The organism is Solihabitans fulvus, assembly GCF_008386585.1.
GTDB classification, from domain to species: Bacteria; Actinomycetota; Actinomycetes; order Mycobacteriales; family Pseudonocardiaceae; genus Solihabitans; species Solihabitans fulvus.
Genome location: NZ_VUOB01000041.1, coordinates 405,552 through 428,108 on the forward strand (window position 1 = coordinate 405,552; position 22,557 = coordinate 428,108).

The window sequence follows — 22,557 nt, forward strand, 5'->3', positions numbered from 1 at the left end:
CCAGGTCAGTTGTCCAAGGACACCGCCACCTCGTGGCCGGACGTGCCCGTCGACCAGATCTGCGCGCAGGGCACGAACTGCACCAACACTGCGCCAGCCTTCTTCACCCGCAAACGGTTGACCGTCATCACCAGTCAGGTCACCAATGGTTCGGGCGGGTGGAACAGCGTCAACCAGTGGTCGCTCAACCACACCTTCCCCAACACCGGCGACGGCTCCAGCCCCGCACTGTGGCTGGCCTCGGTCACCCACACGGGCTTGGCCGGTGGGTCGATCGCCTTGCCTGCGACCACCTTCAACGGCACGACGATGGCCAACCGAGTCGACGCGACCAGCAACTACACCGCCATCACCCGCAACCGCATCACCTCGGTGGTCAACGAGATGGGCGGCGTCACCGCGATCAACTACTCGGCTCCGGAGTGCGTGCCAGGCACGACCATGCCCGCCAACCCGGAGTCCAATCAGCTGCGATGCTTCCCGACCTACTGGACACCTGGCGGGGCGACCGCTCCGGTATTGGACTGGTTCAACAAGTACGTCGTCACCGACGTCACCGACGACGGCCGCACCAGTCTGTCCCCACAGGTGCGGACTCACTACGACTACCTCGGCGGCGGCGCCTGGCACTACGACGAGAACCTGTTGGGGGACCCGCAGTATCGGACGTGGTCGCAGTGGCGGGGCTACGGCACCGTCAGAACCACCAAGGGCCAGCCCTCCGGTGACCCCTCCGGTCCGCAGACGGTGACGCAGGCGCTGTACCTGCGCGGCATGGACGGTGACACGCTGCCCAACGGCGGCACCCGCAGCGCGTCGGTCACCAACGCCCTCAACGAACAGATCCCCGACTCCAAACAGCTTGTCGGCTACACCAGGGAATCCCTGACCTACTTCGGCACCCAGATCATCGCCGCGACAGTTGACGACCCGTGGATGTCCGCGGCCACCGGCACCGACAGCAACGGCATCGGGTCGTTCCTGACCGGCACGAGCGCGATCCGCTCACGGGTGTGGCTGGCCGCGTCGGGCACCTGGCGCAACACCCGCTCGACCAACGCCTTCAACGGCCAAGGCCTGTTGACCCAGACAGAGGACGACGGCGATGTCGCCGACCCGTCGCAGGCGACCTGCACCCGGTACACCTATGCGCAGAACCCGACCGCGTGGCTGCTGACCTACCGCTCGAAGGTCGAGAAGATCTCGGGCACCTGCGCGAACACCGCGTCCAGCACCACCATCGTGGCGCAGAGCCTGGCGTACTTTGATGGCGCCACGGACTTGGCCAGCCAGCAGCCCAGCAAGGGCGACGTCACCCAGGCACAGACCATCGACACCTGGCCTGCGGCCGGCGGCCCCACCTACCTGACCGGCAGCAGCGGCTACGACCTTTACGGCCGGGCCACCAGCGTGACGGACACATTGGGCCGCACTACCACGACCGCCTACACCCCGACCACAGGCGGCCCCGTCACCCAGATCGCAGTCACGACACCGCAGATCAGCGCCAGCAACACCACCAAGCTGACCTCGACCAAGACCCTGGACCCGGTCTCCGGCGCGTTGGTGACCGCGGTGGACGGCAGCGGGCTGCGCACCGAGGCGACCTACGACGCGCTCGGCCGGCTGAGCGCGGTGTGGAAGCCAGGACAGAACAAGGTGCAGAACTGGCCGGCCAACACGACCTACAGCTACACCGTCAACACGGGCAGCCCGAGCGTGGTCGCCAGCAGCACGCTGCTGTCCCACGGCGACTACGCCACGTCCTACGCGTTGGTCGACGGCCTTGGCCGCACGGTGCAGGCGCAAGCTCCGACCCCGTACGCGCAGGGCGGTCGGCTGGTCACCGATACCCTGTTCGACACCCAGGGTCGCACCTGGAAGACCCACAGTCCGTACTGGAACAACGATTCCGGGCCCAGCGGCACTCTGCTGGTCGTGCAGGACAACGCCGTTCCCAATACCACCGTCGCCAGTTTCGACGGGGCCGGCCGCGCCATCGCTTCGGCCTACCAGCTCTATGGCACCGAGCAATGGCGCACCACCACGACCTACGACGGCGACCGCGTCACCACCGTCCCACCCACCGGTGGCACCGCGATCACGGTCGTGTCCAACGGCCTGAAGCAGAAGACCCAAACGGTGCAGTACAAGGACCCCACCCAGACCGGGCCGAGCGCGGCAGCAGACGTAACCAGCTACACGTACCTCCCCTCGGGTCTGCCGGCCACGGTGACCGACCCGACGGGCAAGAACGTATGGAGCTACACCTACGACCTGCAGGGCCGCAAGGCGTCCTCGACCGACCCGGACTCGGGCACCAGCACCTTCAGCTACGACAACGCCGGCCAGCTACTGGCGACTACCGACGCGCGCGGCAAGTCGGTGGCCTACACCCACGACAACCTGGGGCGTAAGACCGCCGAGTTCGACGGCTCCACCACCGGCACCAAGCTCGCCGCCTGGAACTACGACACCGTGGTCAAGGGCCTGCCGACTAACTCCGTGCGCTACATCGGCGGCAAGCCCTACATCAACGCGGTGACGGCGTATGACACCGCAGGACGTCCCACGAACACACGGGTGACGATTCCGCTGTCGGAGACCGGGCTCGGCGGTTCCTACCAGTTCGCGACCGGCTACGACCAGTACACCGGGTGGGTGAATACGACCGACAGTCCGCAAGCGGGTGGGCTCTCGGGTGAGACGATCTATCAGGACCGGGACAGGCTGGGCAATCCGACCGTGCTGACCGCCGTGGACACGGCCAAGGCGACCAAGCTTGTTTCGGAGACCGACTACAACCCCTATGGACAGGTGCTGCGCACCAACTACCAGTCGGCCACCGACCCCAACCAGGTCTCGGTCACCAGCACCTACGCAGACGGAACCAATCGTCTTGCCGGCACATTGGCGGTGCGGGCGACCAGTTCCAACTACGTCATCGGCAACAAGGCCTACGCCTACGACGCGGCCGGTGACATCACGTCGATCGCCGACACCCCGCTGGCCGGCACGGCGGACACGCAGTGCTTCGGCCAGGACTACCTCCAGCGCCTGACCCAGGCGTGGACCCCGGCTTCGGGCGACTGCACCGTCGCGCCGACCGCTGCGGGGTTGGGCGGTGCGGCGCCGTACTGGACGTCGTGGACGTTCGACCAGACCGGCAACCGCCGCACCCAGGTCCAACACGCCACCGCAGGCGACACGACCAACACCTCCGCCTACCCCCAACCCGGTCAGCCGCAGCCCCACACGCTCCAGTCGGTGGCCACCGCAGGCCCGACAGGCACCGGCCAAAGCACCTACACCTATGACCCGGCCGGCAACACGCTGACCAGGACGCTGCCCTCGGGCGGGCAGACCTACACCTACGACAGCGAGGGCCACGTCGCCACGGCGACCGACGCGACCGGCAAGGTCAGCACGTACGTCTACGACGCCGACGGCACGCGGCTGCTCACCAAGGACCCCACCGGCAGCACCCTGTCGATCGGGGACGTCGAGTTGTTCGTCGCCGCAGGCACGACCACGGCGGTGGGCACCCGCTTCTACACCCACAACGGCAAACCGGTCGCCGAACGCAACGCCAACACCGGCCTGAAGTGGCTGCTGACCGACCATCAGAACACCACCTACGCGTCGGTCGACGCCGGCAACCTTGCGGTCACCCAACGCCGCCAGGATCCTTACGGCAACCCGCGCGGCACCGCCCCGTCGAACTGGCCCGACCAGCACGGGTATCTGGGCGGCTACCAGAACACCACCGGCCTGACCCATCTCGGCGCCCGTGACTACGACCCGATCATCGGCCGTTTCACTCAGGTGGACCCGGTGCTGGATACCGCCAGCCCGCAGCAGATGAACGGCTACGCCTACAGCAACAACACTCCCGTCATCGCCAGCGACCCCTCCGGCCTGCTTGTCAATGCCGGTCCCGACGGTGCGTGGTACCCGGGTATCGCCCACGGTGTCGGCACCACCAGCATCAATGATGCCGGCGGGTCGCCCGAACGGCAGGGAATCTCCGCCGCGGGCCCGAGCGACGTCAACACCCATCCGCACGGGACCGTGTCGATCGATCACGGTGGTGACGGGCAGTACATCAATGATGTGCGGATTCCGAAGTTCGGCCCTGATTTTGGGCAACTTGCGGCCAGGATCGACGCCTGGACGCAGGCCTGGAAGAAGGAGCGCTTCAACGACGAGAACTATGATATCTCGGACAATCTTTCCTCTTACACTCAGGATCTTATTTATTCGTACTGTGAAAACCATCGGTCATTCTGTGGAGGCGACTATACCGATAAGCTGAGCTTCTGGCATGACGCAGGAGTCGGATGGGGTGCGGACTCGCCTCATCACGGAGTCTCGGTGCAGAATTCCGGACAAGGCTCACCCGGTGTAGCTCGCGGTTCGGAAGGTTGCAACAGTTTCGCTGCCGGCACACCAGTGCTGATGGTTGATGGAAATTCGAAGCCGATTCAGGATGTTGCGGTAGGCGATACCATCACCAACAGTGAGCCAGACAGTGAGGTCGTTGAGCGGCACGCAGTCACGGAAATACATATCACCGACGACGATCGCGCCTTTGTGGATCTAACGATTGCCGCCGGTGCTGATAATCGGTCGATAACGTCGACGGCGCACCACTTATTCTATTCCGCAACCATGCACGCCTGGGTTGACGTCGAGGACGTCAAGGTTGGCGACCAACTGGAAACTCCTGGCAATGGCCGAGCGACGGTTACGGCTAGTCGCCATTATGTAGCTGCAATTCGTACGTATAACCTGACGGTCGACGATGTTCATACGTTCTATGTGCTGGCAGGTTCGAGCGCTGTCCTTGTTCACAACTGCGCTAAGAATGCGCCAAAGGCGCCTCAGTCAACACCTAATGTTATTCATGATGGTGTTAATAAAATTCTGAACAATGAACGCGCGCAGCGAACGAACCCTGATGGGACTCTGGATTTCTATGAAGGTCGCGCCAGTACTCCGGCCGCAGTGGCGAGGAAGTGGGTCGGTGCGAGGATTTACGATATCCCCGGCGGTGGCAACAGGTATCGTGTGTTGATCAACGGTTACGGTGACGTCGGCTGGATTGACAACCATAACTACGACAAGGTCTTCGCCTATCAGCCTCGGTAGACTATACTCGGTAGTCTTCATCGGATGAATCGGCTATGCGGCAGAGATCTGAAGGGTGCTATCGGTGAAGAAAGCGGAGTTGGCGGAGTCTCTGGCCGAAGCGGGGCTGAAGTTGTGTGCTTCGGGAGATTCGCTTTCCGGGCAGCTGTCGGTCGACGCTGCGTGGCTCGCCACGAGTTGTAGTCAAGAGGACGGCAGACGCGATATTGTCGTGAGTCAGAGCGATCCAGATCTTGTCGAGAAAGCCAACGCGGCGTGGTTTCAACTGGCAAGCGATGGCGGGCTGCTGGGGGCGGATCGAGAATTCCTGGTCGGGGTCGACTTCGCTGATCGCGATGAGATTCCGATCCTGCGCTGGGTTCGGGTGCAATTGATGGATGAGTGGGATATCGTGGGTGCTGGAGCGGCATCCGGAATCCTTGGTTGGGCTTACGGTCGCCCAGGATTTGCTATGCTCTCACTCGACGGAAGCGTGGTGGTGCGGGGAACAGTGTGGGCGGAAGCCGTTGGCTTGCTCTTGGTTCCTTTTCCTCACCGCGTGCAGATAATAAGATCTTACGTAGAGCGGGTTGTCTTGAATCCGAACACCTCATCATACGATCGCGCGGTGGGGGAGACCTGGCTTCGACGTCATCCGTAGAATCGGACTGCAGTGCGAGATATAGGCTCGCAGTGCCTCATTATCCTGCGGCGATCATCGCGCCAGTCACGTTGACGAGGTGTTCTGTTCGCGCTGGCGTTACTATTAGCATCAGGAGCTCTCGCCAGAGGAAGTTCTTTCCGCGTTTCCGGTGGCTGACAACTTCGAGATCGAGCTTTACGTGGACCTAACCGCGAAAGGAAGGTCCATTAGGTTCGTCGACAACGAGTTGGAAGTGTCAGTCGAATTCCTCTGGTCGGGGGGATGTCGAGTCGGATCTGCGAGGTTGGACGATGTCGGACGTGCCACTGAGAAGTCTCGACGAACCTTTCTTCGACGGGGATCAGGGCTGGGCGATCGTGATCTGGAAAATCGCGGAGCACGTTTTTGTCATGCAGGGCGACGAAGACGCATTTGACACTTGGATCAAGATTCCGGTCGACCGCTACCTGTTGGCCTGGGAGGCTGTGTTGTCGGCATCCAGGTGATCGGAGCCCAGGTCGCGGCCGTTCGGGCCCGGCGGAATCCGATTCGAGCTAGGCGGTCCCGCTGCCGTGATGCTCGGTGTTCGACACCACTTCCGCGCCACGGGTTCGCGGACACCGCCCAGTCACGCCGACGACGCGTTCTCCTCCCGCCAGCGTTCCATCAGCAACGGCAGCTCTCGCCGGAAGAAGTCGAAGAAGCGCCTAGTCTCGTCGAGTCGCGCGCCTGCCGCCGTGTGCATGCCGACGGCCTCGGCTCCGCCGCGCATGGTGTCGGCGATCTGCTCGAGCATCTTGTCGCGGTGGCCGAACATCTCGTACCAGAGGTCATTGAACAGCTCGTACTGGTCGCGGCGGGTGCCGGGCTCGCGAACCCGAGCCACCATGCCGGCCTGGTCCAGGTAGCGCACCGCGCCGGAGATCGCGGCCGGGCTCACCTGGAGCGTGGAAGCCAGCTCGCCGGCCGTGTGCCTGGCGTCCTCCGCGCACAGCAGCGCCGCGAACACCCGCGCGGGCATCCTCGGCATCCCGTAGTCCGACAGCAGTAATCCGAAGCGCTCGACGAACCGGCGCACCGACTCCTCGTCGCGCCCCTCGACCACTCCGGTCATCGTCACGCCCTCTCGACCTGGGCCCCACCATGGGGTCGATCATCAATTTATACGCTTCACCAACTTCACGAAGTTGTGAAACAAGTGTAGCTTGCGATCCATGACAACCGCTATCTCGGTGTCCGGCCTGCACAAGTCCTTCGGCCGGACCCACGCGTTGGACGGTCTCGACCTGACCGTCAGCACCGGCGAGGTGCACGGCTTCCTCGGCCCCAACGGCGCCGGCAAGTCCACCACCATCCGCGTGCTGCTCGGCCTCCTGCGCGCCGACGCCGGCGAGGCCACCCTGCTCGACGGCGACCCATGGCGGGACGTCGCCGCGCTGCACAGCAGGCTCGCCTACGTGCCCGGCGACGTCACCCTCTGGCCGAACCTGTCCGGCGGCGAGGTGATCGACCTCCTCGGCCGGCTGCGCGGCGGCCTCGACCCGAAGCGCCGCGCCGCGCTCCTCGAACGGTTCGACCTCGACCCGACCAAGAAGGGCCGCGCCTACTCCAAGGGCAACCGGCAGAAGGTCGCGCTGGTCGCCGCGCTCGCCTCCGACGTCGAACTGCTCATCCTCGACGAGCCGACCTCCGGGCTGGACCCGTTGATGGAGGCGGTCTTCCGCGAGTGCATCGAGGAGGAGAAGCGCGCCGGACGCACGGTCCTGCTGTCCAGCCACATCCTCGCCGAGGTCGAGACCCTGTGCGACCGCGTCACGATCATCCGCAAGGGCAGGGCCGTGGAGACCGGCACTCTCGCCGAACTGCGCCACCTCACCAGGACGTCGATCTCGGCCGAGCTGGCCACCCCACCCTCCGGCCTCGCCGACCTGCCCGGCGTGCACGACCTCGACGTGCGGGGCACGCGGGTGCGCTGCGAGGTGGACACCGACAAGCTCGACGCCGTGCTCCGCCACCTCACCGAAGCAGGCGTGCGCAGCCTCACCAGCCAGCCGCCCACGCTGGAGGAGCTGTTCCTGCGCCACTACGAGGACGAGCTGACCGGCAAGCACGCGGTGGTGGCGTGATGGGAACTTTCGTCGGCACCGGATCGCTGGTGCGCCTCGCGCTGCGCCGCGACCGGATCATGCTGCCCGTGTGGATCGTGCTCTTCGTCCTGACGGCGTCGAGCTCCGCGTCCGCGACGGTCGGGCTGTATCCCACGATCTCCTCGCGCGTCGAGGCCGCCGGCACCTTCAACAGCACCCCCGCGCTGGTCGCCCTCTACGGCAGGATCTACGACCCGACCTCGTTGGGCGCCCTGGCCATGCTGAAGCTGAGCGCGCTCGGCGCGGCGCTGGTCGCGGTGCTCGGCTACATCGTCGTGGTCCGGCACACCAGGGCGGAGGAGGAGTCCGGTCGGCTGGAACTGTTGGGCGCCACCGTGGTCGGCCGGCGCGCGCCGCTGACCGCCGCGCTGATCGTGGCCGCCGGCACGAACCTCGTGCTCGGGCTGCTCACCGCGCTCGGCCAGATCGGCGCCGGGCTGCCGGCCACCGGCGCGGTCGCGTTCGGGCTGGCGTGGGCGGGCGCCGGGCTCGCCTTCGCGGCCGTCGGCGCCGTCGCCGCCCAGCTCACCTCCAGCGCCAGGGCCGCGAACGCGCTCTCCTCGGCCGTGTTGGGCCTGGCCTACCTGCTGCGCGCGGTCGGCGACTCCGCCGGACCGAACGGTCCGACCTGGGTGTCCTGGCTGTCCCCGATCGGCTGGGCGCAACAGCTTCGGCCGTTCGCCGGCGACCGGTTCTGGGTTCTGCTGCTGCTGGCCGGGTTCGCGGTCCTCGCGATCGGCGGCGCGTACGCGCTGGTCGCGCGCCGGGACATCGACGCGGGGCTGCTGCCGGACCGACCGGGCCCCGCCTCAGCAAGCGCGCTGCTGCGCAGCCCGTTCGCGTTGGCCTGGCGCCTGCACCGCACCGCGCTGTTCGGCTGGCTGGCCGGGTTCGTCGTGCTCGGCGCGGTGCTCGGCAGCATCGCCACCAACGTGGGTTCCATGCTGAGCAGCCCGCAGGCCAGGGAGATGATCGTCAGGCTGGGTGGCGAGAAGGGCCTCACGGACTCCTTCCTCGCCGCCGAACTGGGCATCACCGGGCTGATCGCCTCGGTGTACGCGGTGCAGGCGGCCATGCGGCTGCGCGCGGAGGAGACCGCCCAACGGGTCGAACCGCTGTTGGCCACGGCGACGGGGCGGATCAGGTGGGCCGCCGGCCACATCGTGATGTCGTTGCTGGGCACGGGTGTTCTGGTGGCCGCCACCGGTGTCGCGGCCGGACTGAGCTACGGCGCGGCGGTCGACGATCTCGGGCAGGTCGGCCGGGTGCTCGGCGCGGCGCTCGCGTACCTGCCTGCGATCTGGGTGGTCACCGCGGTCGTGGTGGCCGCGTTCGGGCTGGCCCCCCGCGCGATCATGGCCGGCTGGGCGGCGCTGGTGGCGTTCCTGGTGCTCGAGCTGCTCGGCCCGCTGCTGAAACTGGACCAGTGGGTCATGGACGTCTCGCCGTTCACCCACGTGCCCAAGCTGCCGGGGACGGCGTTCAGCGCGACACCGTTGGTGTGGCTGGCGGTGGTCGCTGCGGTGTTCACCTCGGCGGGGCTGGCCGCCTTCCGCCGCCGCGACATCGGCTGACACCTACCGTCAGGACGGCCCGGGTGCGGGGACGCGGACCACGGCCCCGACGAGGGTGGTGTACAGCGGACTGTCGATGAAGTCGGGGCCAGTTTCCTCGCCGAGGTAGAGGTCGATGTGCTTGTCGCCGCCCAGTCCCGGCGTGAAGGCGTCCCTGATCTGCCAGGTCGGGGCGCGCAGCTGCTGGCACACCTCGGCGGGCACCTCGGTGCCGTCGTCCTGGAGGCCGCAGTCCACCAGCGTGACCCACGTGCCGTCCGCGAGGCCGTCCGCCGCGGCCGAGCGGAACGGCGCGAGCGGCCGTCCGTTCGCGTCCCTCGGCGCGGTGTCCAGCCAGAAACCGGTGTCGTCCGACCAGTTCAGGTACTGGCCTGCGGTGGTGCGGCCGGCGCCCTCGTCGACCACGGCCTGCACGAAGTCCGCCGGATAGCTGCCGAGATCGTCGTTTCCGTTGTCGCACGACAGGTTCGGGCAACCGCGCACCGGTGTCGGCGGCTCGTGGTGCAGCGACTCGACCGCCGTGTAGTAGACGGTGACGGTCCAGCCCGGCGAGTCGAGGGCGGCCGCAGCCGGGCAGGCAGAGGCGAGCAGGGCGAGCAACGTGACACCGATTAGCGAGGCTGGACGCGACATGGTGGCCTCCTTGAAGGGGGTGACCGGGGGAGCGGGCGACGGCTCCGCTCCCCCGGTCGCGGTCAGCCGGCCGCGACGGTGGCCGCGGACACGAACTGGTAGCCCATGCCCTTGATGCCGGTCACGATCTGCTGAAGGTAGGCCGTACCCAGGTAGGGGTGGTAGAAGAAACTCTGCACGCCGTCCCGCACCACGGCCGCTGCCGCCGCGCTGGCCAGGATGTCGGCAGGCAGCCTTGGCGGATGGTTGTTGAACGGCTCGGGCTCGACGTTGCCGAGGTCCTCTGGCACCACGGCGGAACCGTAGATGTCCCTTACCAGGTAAGGGAAGTACTGCCCGTAGATCTCGGCGTAGTTGGGAGTCCCCGTGCCGCAGGCGCCTGCTGGGCACCAACCGCCGAAGTACAGCCCTCGGTCGTACCGGACGCCGAAGTTCGCGGCGAACACGGTGTAGTCGACGGCCGAGGCCGCGTAGTGCGGCGGCTCGAAGATCGTCGCCGCCGGCAGCCCCGCCATGAGGAAGTTCAGCTTGCTGCTGTTGACCCTGTTCTGTGCCCAGCTCGCCGAGTCCTCCGGCACGGGACCGTCGTAGATCACGTTGTTCGCGTCGTCGATGTGCGCCAGGTAGAACTCGAAGTCGTCGGCGCTCACCGCGTCGTAGGGGTTGGCGACGTTGGAGTACTGGTGGGTGTAGCCGTGCATCAGCAGCGTGCCGCCCCTGGCGCGCATGTACCTGAGCGCGCTGGCCACGTCGGGAGCCTGGGCGAGGGACGTGCTCACCGGCACGCCGTTGTTGTTCACGCCGTTGGGGTCGAGGTACTGCGAGATCACCGCGACGGTGAACGGAACCCGTTGCGAGTAAAGGTAGTCCGCGACCGCACGCAGGTCGGCGGGGTCGGCGTCCGCGCCGACGTCCTCGATCCGCACCAGGGCGCGCTTCCTGCTCGGGGTGGCGGGATTGGCGAGTTGGCTGGTCAGGTCGGCTGCGGCGAAGTACCGGTCGCTCGGGCCGACGTAGCTGAACGGAATCTCCCCGACATAGGTGAGGTTCCCGCCCCGGATCGCCCACGGCATCGTGCCGCCGGAACCGCCGCTCGCGGTGGCCAGCACGGTCGCCCTGGTCGCGTCGACGACCTGCGTCTGCAACAGGCCGGACGGCGCGGCGAGCGGATCCCTTTGCAGGGCAACGTTGTTGTAGGTGACGGTGGTTGAGTTGCCGAAGTCGAACTGCACCCAGTTCCAGCCGTACTGCGTGCTGAAGTTGGCGGCCCGCTGGGTGAGCTGCCAGATGTTGTCGTTCATCCACAGCACCGGGCGGCTGCCCGACAGCACGTCGTCGAGGAAGGCCAGGGGCAGCGGCTCGTCGTAGGTGGATCCCACGTAGACCGCGCCCGTGTAGTTGGCCAGTTCGCCTGCCGTGTAGGTGGCCACCGGGTGCAGCACGTACGCGCTGCCGTGCGAGACGAGGTTGGCCGCCTCCACGGCGTACGCCTCGCCGAGCCAACCCCACTGTCCGGTGGTGTCGTAGAGCACGAGGGTCCGCTGGGCGGCCGACGCACCGGGCGCCGCGTTGCTGCCGGCGGCGCTTGGCACCGTGCTCGTCGACCTGAGCTGGGCGAGGCTCGGCAGCGGCGCGGGCGCATCGGTGCGCTTCACCACGCGCGGGTTCGCCGTCGGCTTGCGCACCGGTGGCGGGGGCGGCGCGGGCAGCTGCCGCGTGAGGGCGGGCTGCCGCGCCGTCGACGCCGAGGGGACGCCGGCCGGTGGCGCGTGGTGCGGCGCGGCGCCCGCGCCGACGGTGGTGACCAACAGCGTCGAGACGCCGACGAGCGCGGCGGTGCTCAACCGTCCTGATCGGTGCGCGAGCCAACCCATGACGAACCTCCTGTGCGTCCTGCGTGGCCGGCCGAATGAAACTCGGTCGGGCGTTGCTGTTGCAGCCCGAGCAGCCAGGCGACCGCCTGCTCGGTGCGGCCGGCCGCCATCCCGTCCCCGAACGGGTTGGCGATGTCGGCCATGGCCCTCCTCGTCGCGTCGTCGCGCAGCAGCTCGGTGGCCACCTTGACGATCTCCACCCGATCCGTGCCGACAAGCCTGGCGCAGCCGGCCAACACCGCCTCGGTCCGCTCGGTGACCTCGCGCAGCACCAGGACCGGCACGCCGAAACTGGGCGCCTCCTCCTGGATGCCGCCGGAGTCCGACAGCACGAGCGTGGCCATCGACAGCAGCCTGGCCAACTGGCCGTAGGGCAGCGGCTCGGTGATGGTCACCCGTGCGAGCCGGCCGAGGACGTCGATCACCTGCGCCCGGACCGCCGGGTTCGGGTGCGCGGGCAGCACGACCTCGACGTCCGGGTGGTTCAGCACGAGTTCGGCGACCGCCCGCAGCACCCGCTCCAGCGGTTCGCCCCAGGACTCCCTGCGGTGCGCGGTGACGAGCACGAGCCGGGACCGTCCGGCGCGGACACCTGCCTCGACGTCGCGCAGGCAGGTGTCCTCGAAGTCCTGGGTCCGGCCTGCGATGTCCAGCACCGCGTCGACCACCGTGTTGCCGATGGTGAGCACGCTGCGTGCGCGGACGGCCTCCGACACCAGGTTGTCGGCCGCCGCCCAGGTCGGTGCGAGGTGCAGCGAGGCGATCTGCCCGACCATCCGCCGGTTGCCCTCCTCGGGGAACGGCGAGGCGAGGTCGTGCGAGCGCAGCCCGGCCTCGAGGTGCACCACGGGAACCTGGTGCCAGTAGCCGGTCAGGGCGCTGACGAGCGTGGTGGTCGTGTCGCCCTGCACCACCACGGCGGCGGGGTGGCGCTGGTCGAACAGCGGGTCGAGCCCGGCGACCAGTTGGGCCGTCAGCTCGGCCTGTCGCCCGCTGACCCGGTCGAGGGAGAGCGTCACGTCGGGGCACAGGCCGAACTCGGCCAGGGACTGCTCGACCATCACCGGGTGCTGGCCGGTCGCCACGAGCAGGGGGCGCAGCCGGCCCGCCGAGGACATGGCCGCGGCGACCGGGGCGAGCTTCACGGCCTCCGGCCGGGTGCCGACCATCAGGAAAACTTCAGGAGAGGTGCCGCTGACCCTCTTTTTGGCATCATTCTTGTAGCGCACGGGGACCTCATTTCTCGCGCGTGTTCCAAAATCACGCGAGGCCCATTACGGAGCGTCACACGTGACTGTTGTTCAGATATCTCGAACTGCTCTTCAGGCCCGTGGATGTCGATACTGAAGCTTTCCTGAAGGAAGAGTTCGGCACGCGTCGCGAATGGAGATCAAATATCCGTGGAGCGCGCTGTGTAACTGGTCTCCTACCTTCCGGTGGTTGGGTTGACGGTGTGTCTCACCAGGAGCTACCTTTTGTGACTGCACGGTTCAAGTCGGTCGACACCTAATTCGCGAATGTCGTGATCTGCGTTACAGGGAGTCGTGATGTATGCGTGCCGACCGACCTTGACGCCCATCGGGATGGGCATGGTTGACCTTTCTTCGTCGACCGGAGGGCTGACTGCGCTCTGTATTCAGACAGTCGCCGCCGTGGCAATTCTGCTGACGCTTCGCCGCATGTTCCTGGCGAGTAGGTCCTGGTTTGGGGGCGGTGGGCGTGATGCGCGGTAGTTCCGAATTGGCTGGACTGATGATCGTGTTGTTGGTCGCCTGGCCCGCCTACAACCTTGGTCTCGCGCTGTTCGCCTCGTGGCGTCCCCGCCGCGCCCCGCGCGGACCGGTCCCGACGCTCCAGTTCTGGATCGTGATCCCGGCCCTCAACGAGGAACGCGTGGTGGCCGCGACCGTCCGCGCCGCGCTCCTGCTGCACACCCCGTTCACCCCGGTCAGGGTGCTCGTGGTGGACGACGGGTCCGACGACGGCACGCTGCGGGTCCTCGAGGCGCTGGAACGGCCGAGGCTGCACGTGCTGCGCAGGCAGCCGCCGGACGCGCGCAAGGGCAAGGGCGAGGCGCTCAACGAGGCCTACCGGTACATCCGGGATCGCGCGGTCCAGTCCGGCACCGCCGACTCCTGCGTCGTCGGCGTCATCGACGGCGACGGCAGGGGCGCGCCCGGCATGCTGCACGAGATCGCCGGGTACTTCGCCGACCCCGGCGTCGGCGCCGTCCAGTGCCGGGTCCGCATCCACAACCGCGAGCGGTTGTTCGGCTTCCTCCAGGATCTGGAGTTCGGCTGCGTCGCCGACGGCGCGCAGGGCGTGAGGGACACCATCGGCTCCGTCGGGCTCGGCGGCAACGGCCAGTTCGTCCGGCTGCGCTGCCTGCTGCGCCTCGGCGACGCGCCCTGGTCGTCCTGCCTGGTCGAGGACCTCGAACTCGGGCTCCGCCTGCACGTGGCCGGCGAGCGGATCCGCTACGCCAAGGACGCCACGATCACCCAGCAGGGCGTCGTGGACCTGCGCAGCATCGTCCGGCAGCGGGCCAGGTGGGGCCAGGGCAACCTGCAATGCCTGCGGTTCGTGTCGAGGCTTCTCGGCGCGAGCACCGTCTCCGGGATAGCCCTGCTGGAGTTCCTGTACTACCTGCTCACGCCGTGGCTGATGGCGCCGATGTCGCTCGCCGTGCTCGGGCTGGCCGGGCTGCTCGGCTACGGCGCGGTCACCGGGCAGAGTCTCGGCGGGATCGTCGCGGTCGGGTCGTCCGCGCCGCTGGCCGGCGTGCTGGTGCTCGCCGCCCTGCTGCTGCCCGGCCTGATGTGGGGGCTGGTGCACTGGCTGCGGCACCGCGACGAGCCGCTGTGGCGCGCGCTGCTCGTCGGCCTGCTCTACCCGTGTTTCCTCCTCGTCGGCGTGGCCGCGTCCTGGGTGGCGCTCGGCCGGCACCTGTCCGGCCGGCGGTCCTGGGCGAAGACGGAACGGCTGCCCGACGCCGTCGCCGACCCCGCGCCGGCCGCGGCCGGTTGACCCCGCGGCTCACCAGCGCATAGCGTTCCCGACTACCTAACTGAACACGGCCGTCGATGCCGCGCGGGAGAGTCCCCACCAGATGGGGCGCCGAAGGAGCAAATCCTCCCCGGAATCTCTCAGGCACAGCTACCGCCCGGCGAAGGCAACTCTGGAAAGTAGGCGCACCCGCGCCTCGCCCACGGTGCAAACCTGCGCGTCTCGCGCCGGTGAAGCTCTCAGGCTCATGACAGAGGGGGAGGCTCGCTCCAGCCGGCAGTGACGCTGCCGGCATCATGTGAGGAGTCTCCGATGGTCCGTGTGCATCCAGCGCACCAACCGTGGCCGGCGGCCGGCGTCGTACCTCGACGCCCGGCCGCCGGTTGACGTTCGCACACACCGCCGAAACAGGCCGCCACCAGGGAGGAACACCCCAGATGTCATCGCCAGCCAGCCGCCGGACCCCGCTGTACGCCGAACACGAGTCCCTCGGCGCGATGTTCACCGACTTCGCCGGCTGGCGGATGCCGCTGCGCTACGACAGCGAGCTCGCCGAGCACCGCGCCGTGCGCGACACGGCCGGCCTGTTCGACCTCACCCACATGGGCGAGATCCGGATCACCGGCCCGCAGGCCGGCGAGGCGCTGGACTACGCGCTGGTCGGCCACATCTCGGCGATCAAGCCGGGCCGCGCCCGCTACACCATGATCGTCCGAGAGGACGGCGGCGTGCTCGACGACCTGATCGTCTACCGCCTCGCCGAGCAGGAGTACCTGGTCGTGGCCAACGCCTCGAACGTCGGCGTGGTGTACCCCGCGATCGCCGAGCGCGCCGCGAACTTCGACGCCGAGGTCGCCGACGTCTCGGCCGACTACGCGCTGATCGCCGTGCAGGGCCCCGCGTCCGTGGCGATCCTCGCCGGCCTCACCGAGACCGACCTGGCCGAGGTCAAGTACTACGCGTCCTACCCGACCGAGGTCGCCGGCCGTCCCGCGCTGCTGGCCAGGACCGGCTACACCGGCGAGGACGGCTTCGAGCTGTTCGTCGCGCCAGACGACGCGCCGGCCGTGTGGCAGGCGCTGCTGACCGCAGGACAACCGCACGGCCTGCGCCCGGCCGGCCTCGGCTGCCGCGACACGCTGCGCCTCGAGGCCGGCATGCCGTTGTACGGCAACGAACTCGGCGTCGAGCACACCCCGTACTCGGCCAACCTCGGCCGGGTCGTGAAGCTCGACAAGCCTGGCGACTTCGTCGGCCGCGCCGCGCTGGAGGAGGTCGCCGACGTCGAGATCGACCGCATCCTGGTCGGGCTGAAGAGCTCGGCACGGCGTGCGCCCCGGCACGGCTACCAGGTGGTCGACGCGGATGGTGTGACGGTCGGCGAGGTCACCAGCGGCGCGCCGTCGCCGACCCTGGGCTATCCGATCGCGATGGCCTACGTGAGCCGCGCGCACGCCGCGCCCGGCACCGAACTCGCCGTGGACGTCCGGGGCAAGCAGGAGCCCGTCGAGGTCGTCGCGCTGCCCTTCTACAAGCGCCCGCAGTAACCCGCCACGAACCACCGAGCTAGGGAGCACAAGCATGACCGACCTGTTCAACGCCTCGCTGCGGGAGTTCGACCCGGACGTCGCGGACGCCGTCGACGCCGAGCTGGCCAGGCAGCAGAACACCCTTGAGATGATCGCGTCGGAGAACTTCACTCCGGTGTCGGTGTTGCAGGCGCAGGGCTCGGTGCTGACCAACAAGTACGCCGAGGGCTACGCGGGGCGGCGCTACTACGGCGGCTGCGAGAACGTCGACGTGATCGAGCGGCTCGCGATCCAGCGGGTGAAGGACCTGTTCGGCGCAGGCTTCGCGAACGTCCAGCCGCACTCGGGCGCGCAGGCCAACGCTGCGGCGATGGTCGCGCTGCTCGAGCCGGGTGACACGATCCTCGGCCTCGACCTCGCGCACGGCGGGCACCTGACGCACGGCATGCGGATCAACTTCTCCGGCAAGCTCTACAACGTGGTGCCCTACCACGTGGCGGACTCCGACGGCCTGGTCGACATGGCCGAGGTGGAGAAGCTGGCGCTGGAGCACCAGCCGAAGCTGATCGTGGCGGGCTGGTCGGCCTACCCGAGGCAGCTGGACTTCGCGGAGTTCCGCCGGATCGCCGACGCGGTCGGTGCCTACCTGATGGTGGACATGGCGCACTTCGCCGGCCTGGTCGCCGCCGGGCTGCACCCGAGCCCGGTGCCGCACGCGCACGTGACCACCACCACGACGCACAAGACCCTCGGCGGCCCGCGCGGCGGCGTGATCCTGACCAACGAGGCCGACCTCGCCAAGAAGGTCAACTCGGCGGTGTTCCCCGGCCAGCAGGGCGGGCCGCTGGAGCACGTCATCGCGGGCAAGGCCGTGGCGTTCAAGCACGCGGCCGGCCCGGACTTTGCCGACCGGCAGCGGCGCACGCTGGCGGGCTCGCGGCTGCTGGCCGACCGGCTGGCCAAGGCCGACTGCGCCGAGGCCGGCGTCAAGGTGCTGACCGGCGGCACCGACGTGCACCTGGTGCTGGTGGACCTGCGGGATTCCGAGCTGGACGGCAAGCAGGCCGAGGACCGGCTGCACGAGGTGGGCATCACGGTCAACCGCAACGCCGTGCCGAACGACCCGCGCCCGCCGATGGTGACCTCCGGCCTGCGGATCGGCACGCCCGCGCTGGCCACCAGGGGCTTCACCGAGGCCGACTTCGCCGAGGTGGCGGACATCATCGCCGAGGCCCTGCTCGCGGAGCCCGACCTGGCCGCGCTGCGCGCCAGGGTGGAGGGCCTCGCGGCGAGGTACCCGCTGTACCCGGGGCTGTGAAGGCCCTCACTTCACGGGTGGCGAGGAAATAGTTGAAATCTGAACCAGGTTGTCCGGGTGCGTGGGGGAAGCGCTCGGACAACCTGGATTCGGAAGAGGTACCAACTCATGACCGCCGTACTGACTGACGCGCTCGCCCTGTCCAAGGACGCGCAGGACCTGCTGTTCCACGAGGCCCGCACGGCCAACGCGTTCACCGACGAACCGGTGACCGAGGACGAGGTCCGCGCCATCTACGAGCTGGTCAAGTGGGCGCCGACCGCGATGAACACCCAGCCGCTGCGCGTGCTGCTGGTGCGCAGCGACGAGGCCAACGAGCGGCTGTCCCGGCACATGACCGAGCCCAACCGCGCCAAGACGCTCAAGGCCCCGCTGACCGCGATCCTGGCCGCCGACACCAACTTCCACGACCACCTGCACCGGACGTTCCCGCACGTTCCCAACGCCAAGGACAAGTTCGCCGACGAGACCGGCCGCCGCGCCGCCGCCAAGCTGAGCACCGGCCTCCAGATCGGCTACTTCATCCTCGGCATCCGCGCCGCGGGCCTGGACGCGGGCCCGATGGCCGGTTTCGACGCCGAGGGCGTGCGCGCGGAGTTCTTCGCCGGCACCGGCATCGAGCCGCTGGTCGTGGTGAACATCGGCCACGTCGCCGAGGGCGGCTCCCGCCCCCGCAACCCACGCCTCGACTACGCAGAGGTCGTCAGCAGCGTCTGACCCGAAGCGGCGGCCCCTTCGCGCGAACGACGCAAAGAGGGATCCCGTGGCCGAGTCCACCGGCACAGTCATGACGGGACCCTTCAGGACACCAGACGTCCTGAAGGGTCCCTTTCATGACCCGGTCAGAACTCCTCGTCCAGAGACACCGAGCCCGGCACGGCCACCTGGTAGGCCGACACCCGCCGCTCGAAGAAGTTCGTCAGCTCCTGCACGTCCTGCAACTCCATGAACGGGAACGGGTTGCCCGCCCCGAACATCGGCTCCATGCCGAGCCGCACCAGCCGCTGGTCGGCGACGTAGCGCAGGTACTCGCGCATGTCCTCGGCGTTCATCCCGGCGAGCCCGTCGCCGCAGACGTCGGCGGCGAACTGGAACTCCGCCTCCACCGCCTCGGTCAGCATCAGCCGCACCTGGTCGCGCAGCTCGTCGTCGAACAGTTCGGGCTCCTCGGCGCGCACGGTGTCCACCACGCCGAACGCGAAGCTCATGTGCATCGACTCGTCCCGGAACACCCAGTTCGTGCCGGTGGCCAGCCCGCTGAGCAGGCCGCGCGAGCGCAGCCAGTAGACGTAGGCGAACGCGCCGTAGAAGAACAGCCCCTCGATGCAGGCCGCGAAGCAGATCAGGTTGAGCAGGAACGCGCGCCGGTCCGCCTTGTCCGCCAACCGGTCCAGCGCGTCGATGGAGTCGATCCAGCGGAAGCAGAACTCGCCCTTGGCCCGGATCGACGGGATGTGCTCGATCGCCGCGAACGCCTGCGCCCGCTCCGCGTGATCGGGCAGGTAGGTGTCCAGCAGCGTCAGGTAGAACTGGACGTGCACCGCCTCCTCGTAGAGCTGGCGGGACAGGTACAGCCGGGCCTCCGGCGCGTTGATGTGCTTGTACAGGTTCAACACCAGGTTGTTGGCCACGATGGAGTCGCCCGTCGCGAAGAACGCGACCAGCCGCTTGACCAGGTGGTGCTCACCGGCGCTCAGCTTGGCTAGGTCGGCGACGTCGGTGGCCAGGTCGACCTCCTCGACCGTCCAGGTGTTGCGGATCGCCGCCCGGTACTGCTCGTAGAAGTCCGGGTACCGCATGGGCCGCAGGGTGAGATCCATGCCGGGATCCAGCAGCAGGGGCTTGGGGACGGTCACTGGCAGGCCTCACAGGTCTCGGGGTTCTCCAGGGAGCAGGCGACGGCCGCGTCAACGATGCCCACACTGTCCACAGTGGACTTACCGGCGGCGACGGTGGTCATGGCGATCCTGGTCGCCGGCCGGGACCGCAGGTAGTACGTGGTCTTCAGCCCCGAACGCCAGGCGTAGGCGTACATCGAGGACAGCTTGCCGATGGTCGGCTCGGCCATGAACAGGTTCAGCGACTGGCTCTGGTCGATGAACGGCGTCCGCGCGGCGGCCAGGTCGATCAGCGCCTTCTGCGGCAGCTCCCACGCGGTGCGGTACAGCGTGCGCACGTCCTCGGGCACCTCGGCGAGGCCCTGCACCGAGCCGTCCGCCCGCTTGATCGCGTCCCTGGTCTGCTGGTCCCACCGGCCCAGCCGCTTGAGCTCGGCCACCAGGTACGGGTTGACCTGGAGGAACTCGCCGGACAGCGTCTCCCGCTTGAAGATCGTGGACACCACCGGCTCGATGCACTCCGAGCAGCCGGCGATCGACGCGATGGTCGCCGTCGGCGCGATGGCCACCAGCAGCGAGTTGCGCAGCCCGTCGCGGCCGATCCGCTCGCGGAGTTCCGCCCACCGCTGGGGATGGCGCAGCGTCGCGTCCGGGAAGTGGTCGGGGTGCAGCACGCCGCGGGCCGCCCTGGTCTCGCCGAACGCCGGGTGCGGCCCGTGCTTGGCGGCCAGCTCGGCCGAGGTCTCCAGCGCCGCCAGCGCGATCTCCTCGGCGATCCTGGTGGACAGCGCCAGCGCCTCGGGCGAGTCGAAGGGCAGGCGCAGCGCGAAGAACACGTCGGCCAGCCCCATCACGCCGAGCCCGACCGGCCGCCAGCGCAGGTTGCCGGTCGACGCCGACGAGGTGGGGTAGTAGCTCAGGTCGATGGTGCGGTCGAGGAACTTCACCGCGGTGCGCACGGTGTCCGCGAGCCGCGGCCAGTCGATGTCGCCGTCGACGACGTGCGCGGACAGGTTCACCGAGCCGAGGTTGCACACCGCGGTCTCGCCGTCGCTGGTGACCTCGAGGATCTCCGTGCACAGGTTGGACAGGTGGATCACGTTGCCGGGCAACGCGGTCTGGTTGCTGGCGCGGTTCGCCGCGTCCTTGAAGGTCATCCAGCCGTTGCCGGTCTGCGCGAGGGTGCGCATCATCCGGCCGTAGAGCTGCCGCGCCGGCAGCGTCCGCACGGCGAGGCCCGCGCGCTCGGCCTCCTGGTAGGCCGCGTCGAAGTCCGCGCCCCACAGGTCGGTCAGGTGCGGCACGTCCTTGGGGTCGAACAGCGACCACGGGTCGTCGAACTCGACCCGCCGCATGAACTCGTCCGGCACCCACAGCGCCAGGTTCAGGTTGTGCGTGCGCTGCGCGTCGTCGCCGGTGTTGTCCCGCAGTTCCAGGAACTCCTCGACGTCGGCGTGCCACGGCTCCAGGTACGCGCACGCCGCGCCCTTGCGCCTGCCGCCCTGGTTGACGGCGGCGACCGACGAGTCCAGCGTGCGCAGCCACGGCACCAGGCCGTTGGAGCGGCCGTTGGTGCCCCTGATCAGCGAGCCGCGCGAGCGGACCCTGCTCCACGAGACGCCGATGCCGCCCGCGTACTTGGACAGCCGCGCGATCTCGGTGTAGCGCTGGTAGATCGACTCCAGTTCGTCGCGCGGGGAGTCGAGCAGGAAGCAGGAGGACAGCTGCGGGTGCCGGGTGCCGGCGTTGAACAGCGTCGGCGAGCTCGGCAGGTACGCCAACCCGCTGAGCAGCCCGTACAGCTCGGCGACCTCGGCGACGGTGTCGGACAGGCCGCAGGCCACCCGCAGCAGGAAGTGTTGCGGCGCCTCGATGACGGTCCGGTGGTCGGGGTGGCGCAGCAGGTAGCGGTCGTGCACGGTGCGCAGCCCGAAGTACTCGAACCGGTCGTCGGCGGCCAGGTCGACGAGCGCGTCGAGCGCGGCGGCGTGCTCGGTGACGAAGCCGTGCAGCCGCTCGGACAGCAGCCCGGTGCGGAAGCCCAGCTCGACCGAGTCGGTGAACGACTCGACGCCGTGCGCGGCGACCTCGGTGTGGATCGCCCTGGTCAGCAGCCGAGCCGCCAGCTTGGAGTACTGCGGGTCCTCCGCGGTGAGCGACGCGGCCGCCCGCACCGCGAGATCGCGCAGCGCGTGGTGGTCGTCACCGCGCTGCTGTCCACTGTGGACCGATCGAAGGACGCGTTCCGTCCGCACGTCGGGCAGCCCGCGCGCGCTGGCCGTCACCTCGGCCGACAGCGTGTCGATGGCTGTCGCCTCGGCCGAAGGTGCGTCGCCGGCCGTCGCCTCGGCGAGCAGCGCGTCGTTCGCTGTCGCCTCGGTCGACGGGGTGTCGATGGCTGTCGCCTCGGCCGAAGGTGCGTCGCTGGCTGTCGCTTCGGCGAGCAGCGCGTCGATGGCCACTGGGGCGGCGTCGACTGTGGTCATGCCCTCTCCTCGTGAGCTTCGCGACCCTGGGGCGAAGCGCGCGAGGACGAGCGGCCTGCCCCGTGCCAGGCGGCAGCCGCTGGTCGTCCGCGTGCGCCCACCCTCGGGGCCCGGGACCGCGCGCAACCGTGTGGTGCGCGCGCCGGTGGCAGGTCTTCGGACTCGTGGGCGCCCGCCGGTCGAGGAGACCTGCGGATCTACTGGCCGTCGCTTCCCGGGCACACCCAGTGCTTGACCGCGCCTCCGTGGGGAGGGCGGTGACGGCGTTCGTTCCCACTTACCGCTGCGGGGCAGTCCCGGAGTCACACCGGGTTCCCTGTTGCCTCGTTCCGGACCGCTGTGCGGGCCGGCCGAACCACCAGCGCGCCGAAGACTACAT

At 68.6% G+C, this 22,557-nt stretch carries 15 protein-coding genes and 3 riboswitches; of the genes, 9 read left to right on the forward strand and 6 right to left on the reverse strand.

The features are described from left to right. The first annotated feature begins 9 nt into the window (after positions 1-9). The 3 genes from F0L68_RS23725 (at position 10) to F0L68_RS23735 (ending at position 6,279) form a co-directional block, all read left to right on the forward strand. Entirely contained in the window at positions 10-5,151 is a 5,142-nt protein-coding gene (locus tag F0L68_RS23725) for a polymorphic toxin-type HINT domain-containing protein (RefSeq protein ID WP_188316770.1), read from the forward strand. 64 nt (positions 5,152-5,215) lie between these two features. Beyond that, complete coding sequence (locus F0L68_RS23730; protein WP_149851867.1) at positions 5,216-5,791, forward strand: hypothetical protein; 576 nt, start codon at positions 5,216-5,218, stop codon at positions 5,789-5,791. Positions 5,792-6,084: 293 nt separating this feature from the next. After that, positions 6,085-6,279: a hypothetical protein gene (locus F0L68_RS23735; protein ID WP_149851869.1), complete on the forward strand. Its 195-nt coding sequence runs from the start codon at positions 6,085-6,087 to the stop codon at positions 6,277-6,279. Between the two features lie 122 nt (positions 6,280-6,401). Here the strand turns inward: F0L68_RS23735 and F0L68_RS23740 are convergent, their stop codons facing one another. Beyond that, entirely contained in the window at positions 6,402-6,887 is a 486-nt protein-coding gene (locus F0L68_RS23740) for a GbsR/MarR family transcriptional regulator (RefSeq protein WP_149851871.1), read from the reverse strand. A 100-nt stretch (positions 6,888-6,987) separates the two neighbouring features. Between F0L68_RS23740 and F0L68_RS23745 the strand changes: the two genes are divergently transcribed. Together F0L68_RS23745 and F0L68_RS23750 are read left to right on the forward strand one after the other, a co-directional pair. Next, a complete protein-coding gene (locus F0L68_RS23745) occupies positions 6,988-7,899 on the forward strand; it encodes an ABC transporter ATP-binding protein (RefSeq protein WP_149851872.1) in 912 nt (303 codons plus the stop codon). After that, on the forward strand, positions 7,899-9,494 hold the full coding sequence (locus tag F0L68_RS23750; RefSeq protein WP_149851874.1) for an ABC transporter permease: 1,596 nt from the start codon (positions 7,899-7,901) through the stop codon (positions 9,492-9,494). Before F0L68_RS23745 ends, F0L68_RS23750 begins: the two co-directional genes overlap by 1 nt. A 9-nt stretch (positions 9,495-9,503) precedes the next feature. On the opposite strand, the gene F0L68_RS23755 is transcribed toward F0L68_RS23750, so the two are convergent. The 3 genes from F0L68_RS23755 to wecB all read right to left on the reverse strand — a co-directional run bounded on the left by F0L68_RS23755 (position 9,504) and on the right by wecB (position 13,170). Continuing rightward, the gene (locus F0L68_RS23755) at positions 9,504-10,127 is read right to left on the reverse strand and encodes a hypothetical protein (protein WP_223199064.1); all 624 of its coding nucleotides are present in this window, start codon (positions 10,125-10,127) and stop codon (positions 9,504-9,506) included. Between the two features lie 62 nt (positions 10,128-10,189). Continuing rightward, the gene (locus F0L68_RS23760) at positions 10,190-12,001 is read right to left on the reverse strand and encodes a DUF2334 domain-containing protein (RefSeq protein ID WP_149851876.1); all 1,812 of its coding nucleotides are present in this window, start codon (positions 11,999-12,001) and stop codon (positions 10,190-10,192) included. Further along, positions 11,968-13,170 carry a non-hydrolyzing UDP-N-acetylglucosamine 2-epimerase gene (gene wecB, locus F0L68_RS23765; protein WP_149851878.1) on the reverse strand — a complete coding sequence of 401 codons (1,203 nt, stop codon included), beginning with the start codon at positions 13,168-13,170 and terminating at the stop codon, positions 11,968-11,970. Before wecB ends, F0L68_RS23760 begins: the two co-directional genes overlap by 34 nt. A gap of 583 nt (positions 13,171-13,753) precedes the next feature. Between wecB and F0L68_RS23770 the strand changes: the two genes are divergently transcribed. The 4 genes from F0L68_RS23770 (at position 13,754) to F0L68_RS23785 (ending at position 18,571) form a co-directional block, all read left to right on the forward strand. Next, positions 13,754-15,028, forward strand: a complete 1,275-nt coding sequence (locus tag F0L68_RS23770) for a glycosyltransferase (RefSeq protein ID WP_223199065.1) — start codon at positions 13,754-13,756, stop codon at positions 15,026-15,028. Positions 15,029-15,082: 54 nt separating this feature from the next. Then, a riboswitch (glycine riboswitch) is annotated at positions 15,083-15,173 on the forward strand. 1 nt (position 15,174) lies between these two features. Then, a riboswitch (glycine riboswitch) is annotated at positions 15,175-15,268 on the forward strand. Between the two features lie 176 nt (positions 15,269-15,444). Continuing rightward, a complete protein-coding gene (gcvT, locus tag F0L68_RS23775; protein WP_149851880.1) occupies positions 15,445-16,554 on the forward strand; it encodes a glycine cleavage system aminomethyltransferase GcvT in 1,110 nt (369 codons plus the stop codon). Positions 16,555-16,588: 34 nt separating this feature from the next. Beyond that, the gene (gene glyA, locus F0L68_RS23780) at positions 16,589-17,854 is read left to right on the forward strand and encodes a serine hydroxymethyltransferase (protein ID WP_149851881.1); all 1,266 of its coding nucleotides are present in this window, start codon (positions 16,589-16,591) and stop codon (positions 17,852-17,854) included. Positions 17,855-17,962: 108 nt separating this feature from the next. Then, the gene (locus F0L68_RS23785) at positions 17,963-18,571 is read left to right on the forward strand and encodes a malonic semialdehyde reductase (protein WP_149851883.1); all 609 of its coding nucleotides are present in this window, start codon (positions 17,963-17,965) and stop codon (positions 18,569-18,571) included. 125 nt (positions 18,572-18,696) lie between these two features. Here the strand turns inward: F0L68_RS23785 and F0L68_RS23790 are convergent, their stop codons facing one another. Both F0L68_RS23790 and F0L68_RS23795 read right to left on the reverse strand, forming a co-directional pair. Continuing rightward, positions 18,697-19,710: a ribonucleotide-diphosphate reductase subunit beta gene (locus tag F0L68_RS23790; protein WP_223199066.1), complete on the reverse strand. Its 1,014-nt coding sequence runs from the start codon at positions 19,708-19,710 to the stop codon at positions 18,697-18,699. Continuing rightward, complete coding sequence (locus F0L68_RS23795) at positions 19,707-22,178, reverse strand: ribonucleoside-diphosphate reductase subunit alpha (RefSeq protein WP_149851884.1); 2,472 nt, start codon at positions 22,176-22,178, stop codon at positions 19,707-19,709. Before F0L68_RS23795 ends, F0L68_RS23790 begins: the two co-directional genes overlap by 4 nt. 130 nt (positions 22,179-22,308) lie before the next feature. Beyond that, positions 22,309-22,553: riboswitch (cobalamin riboswitch) on the reverse strand. Positions 22,554-22,557: the final 4 nt, after the last annotated feature.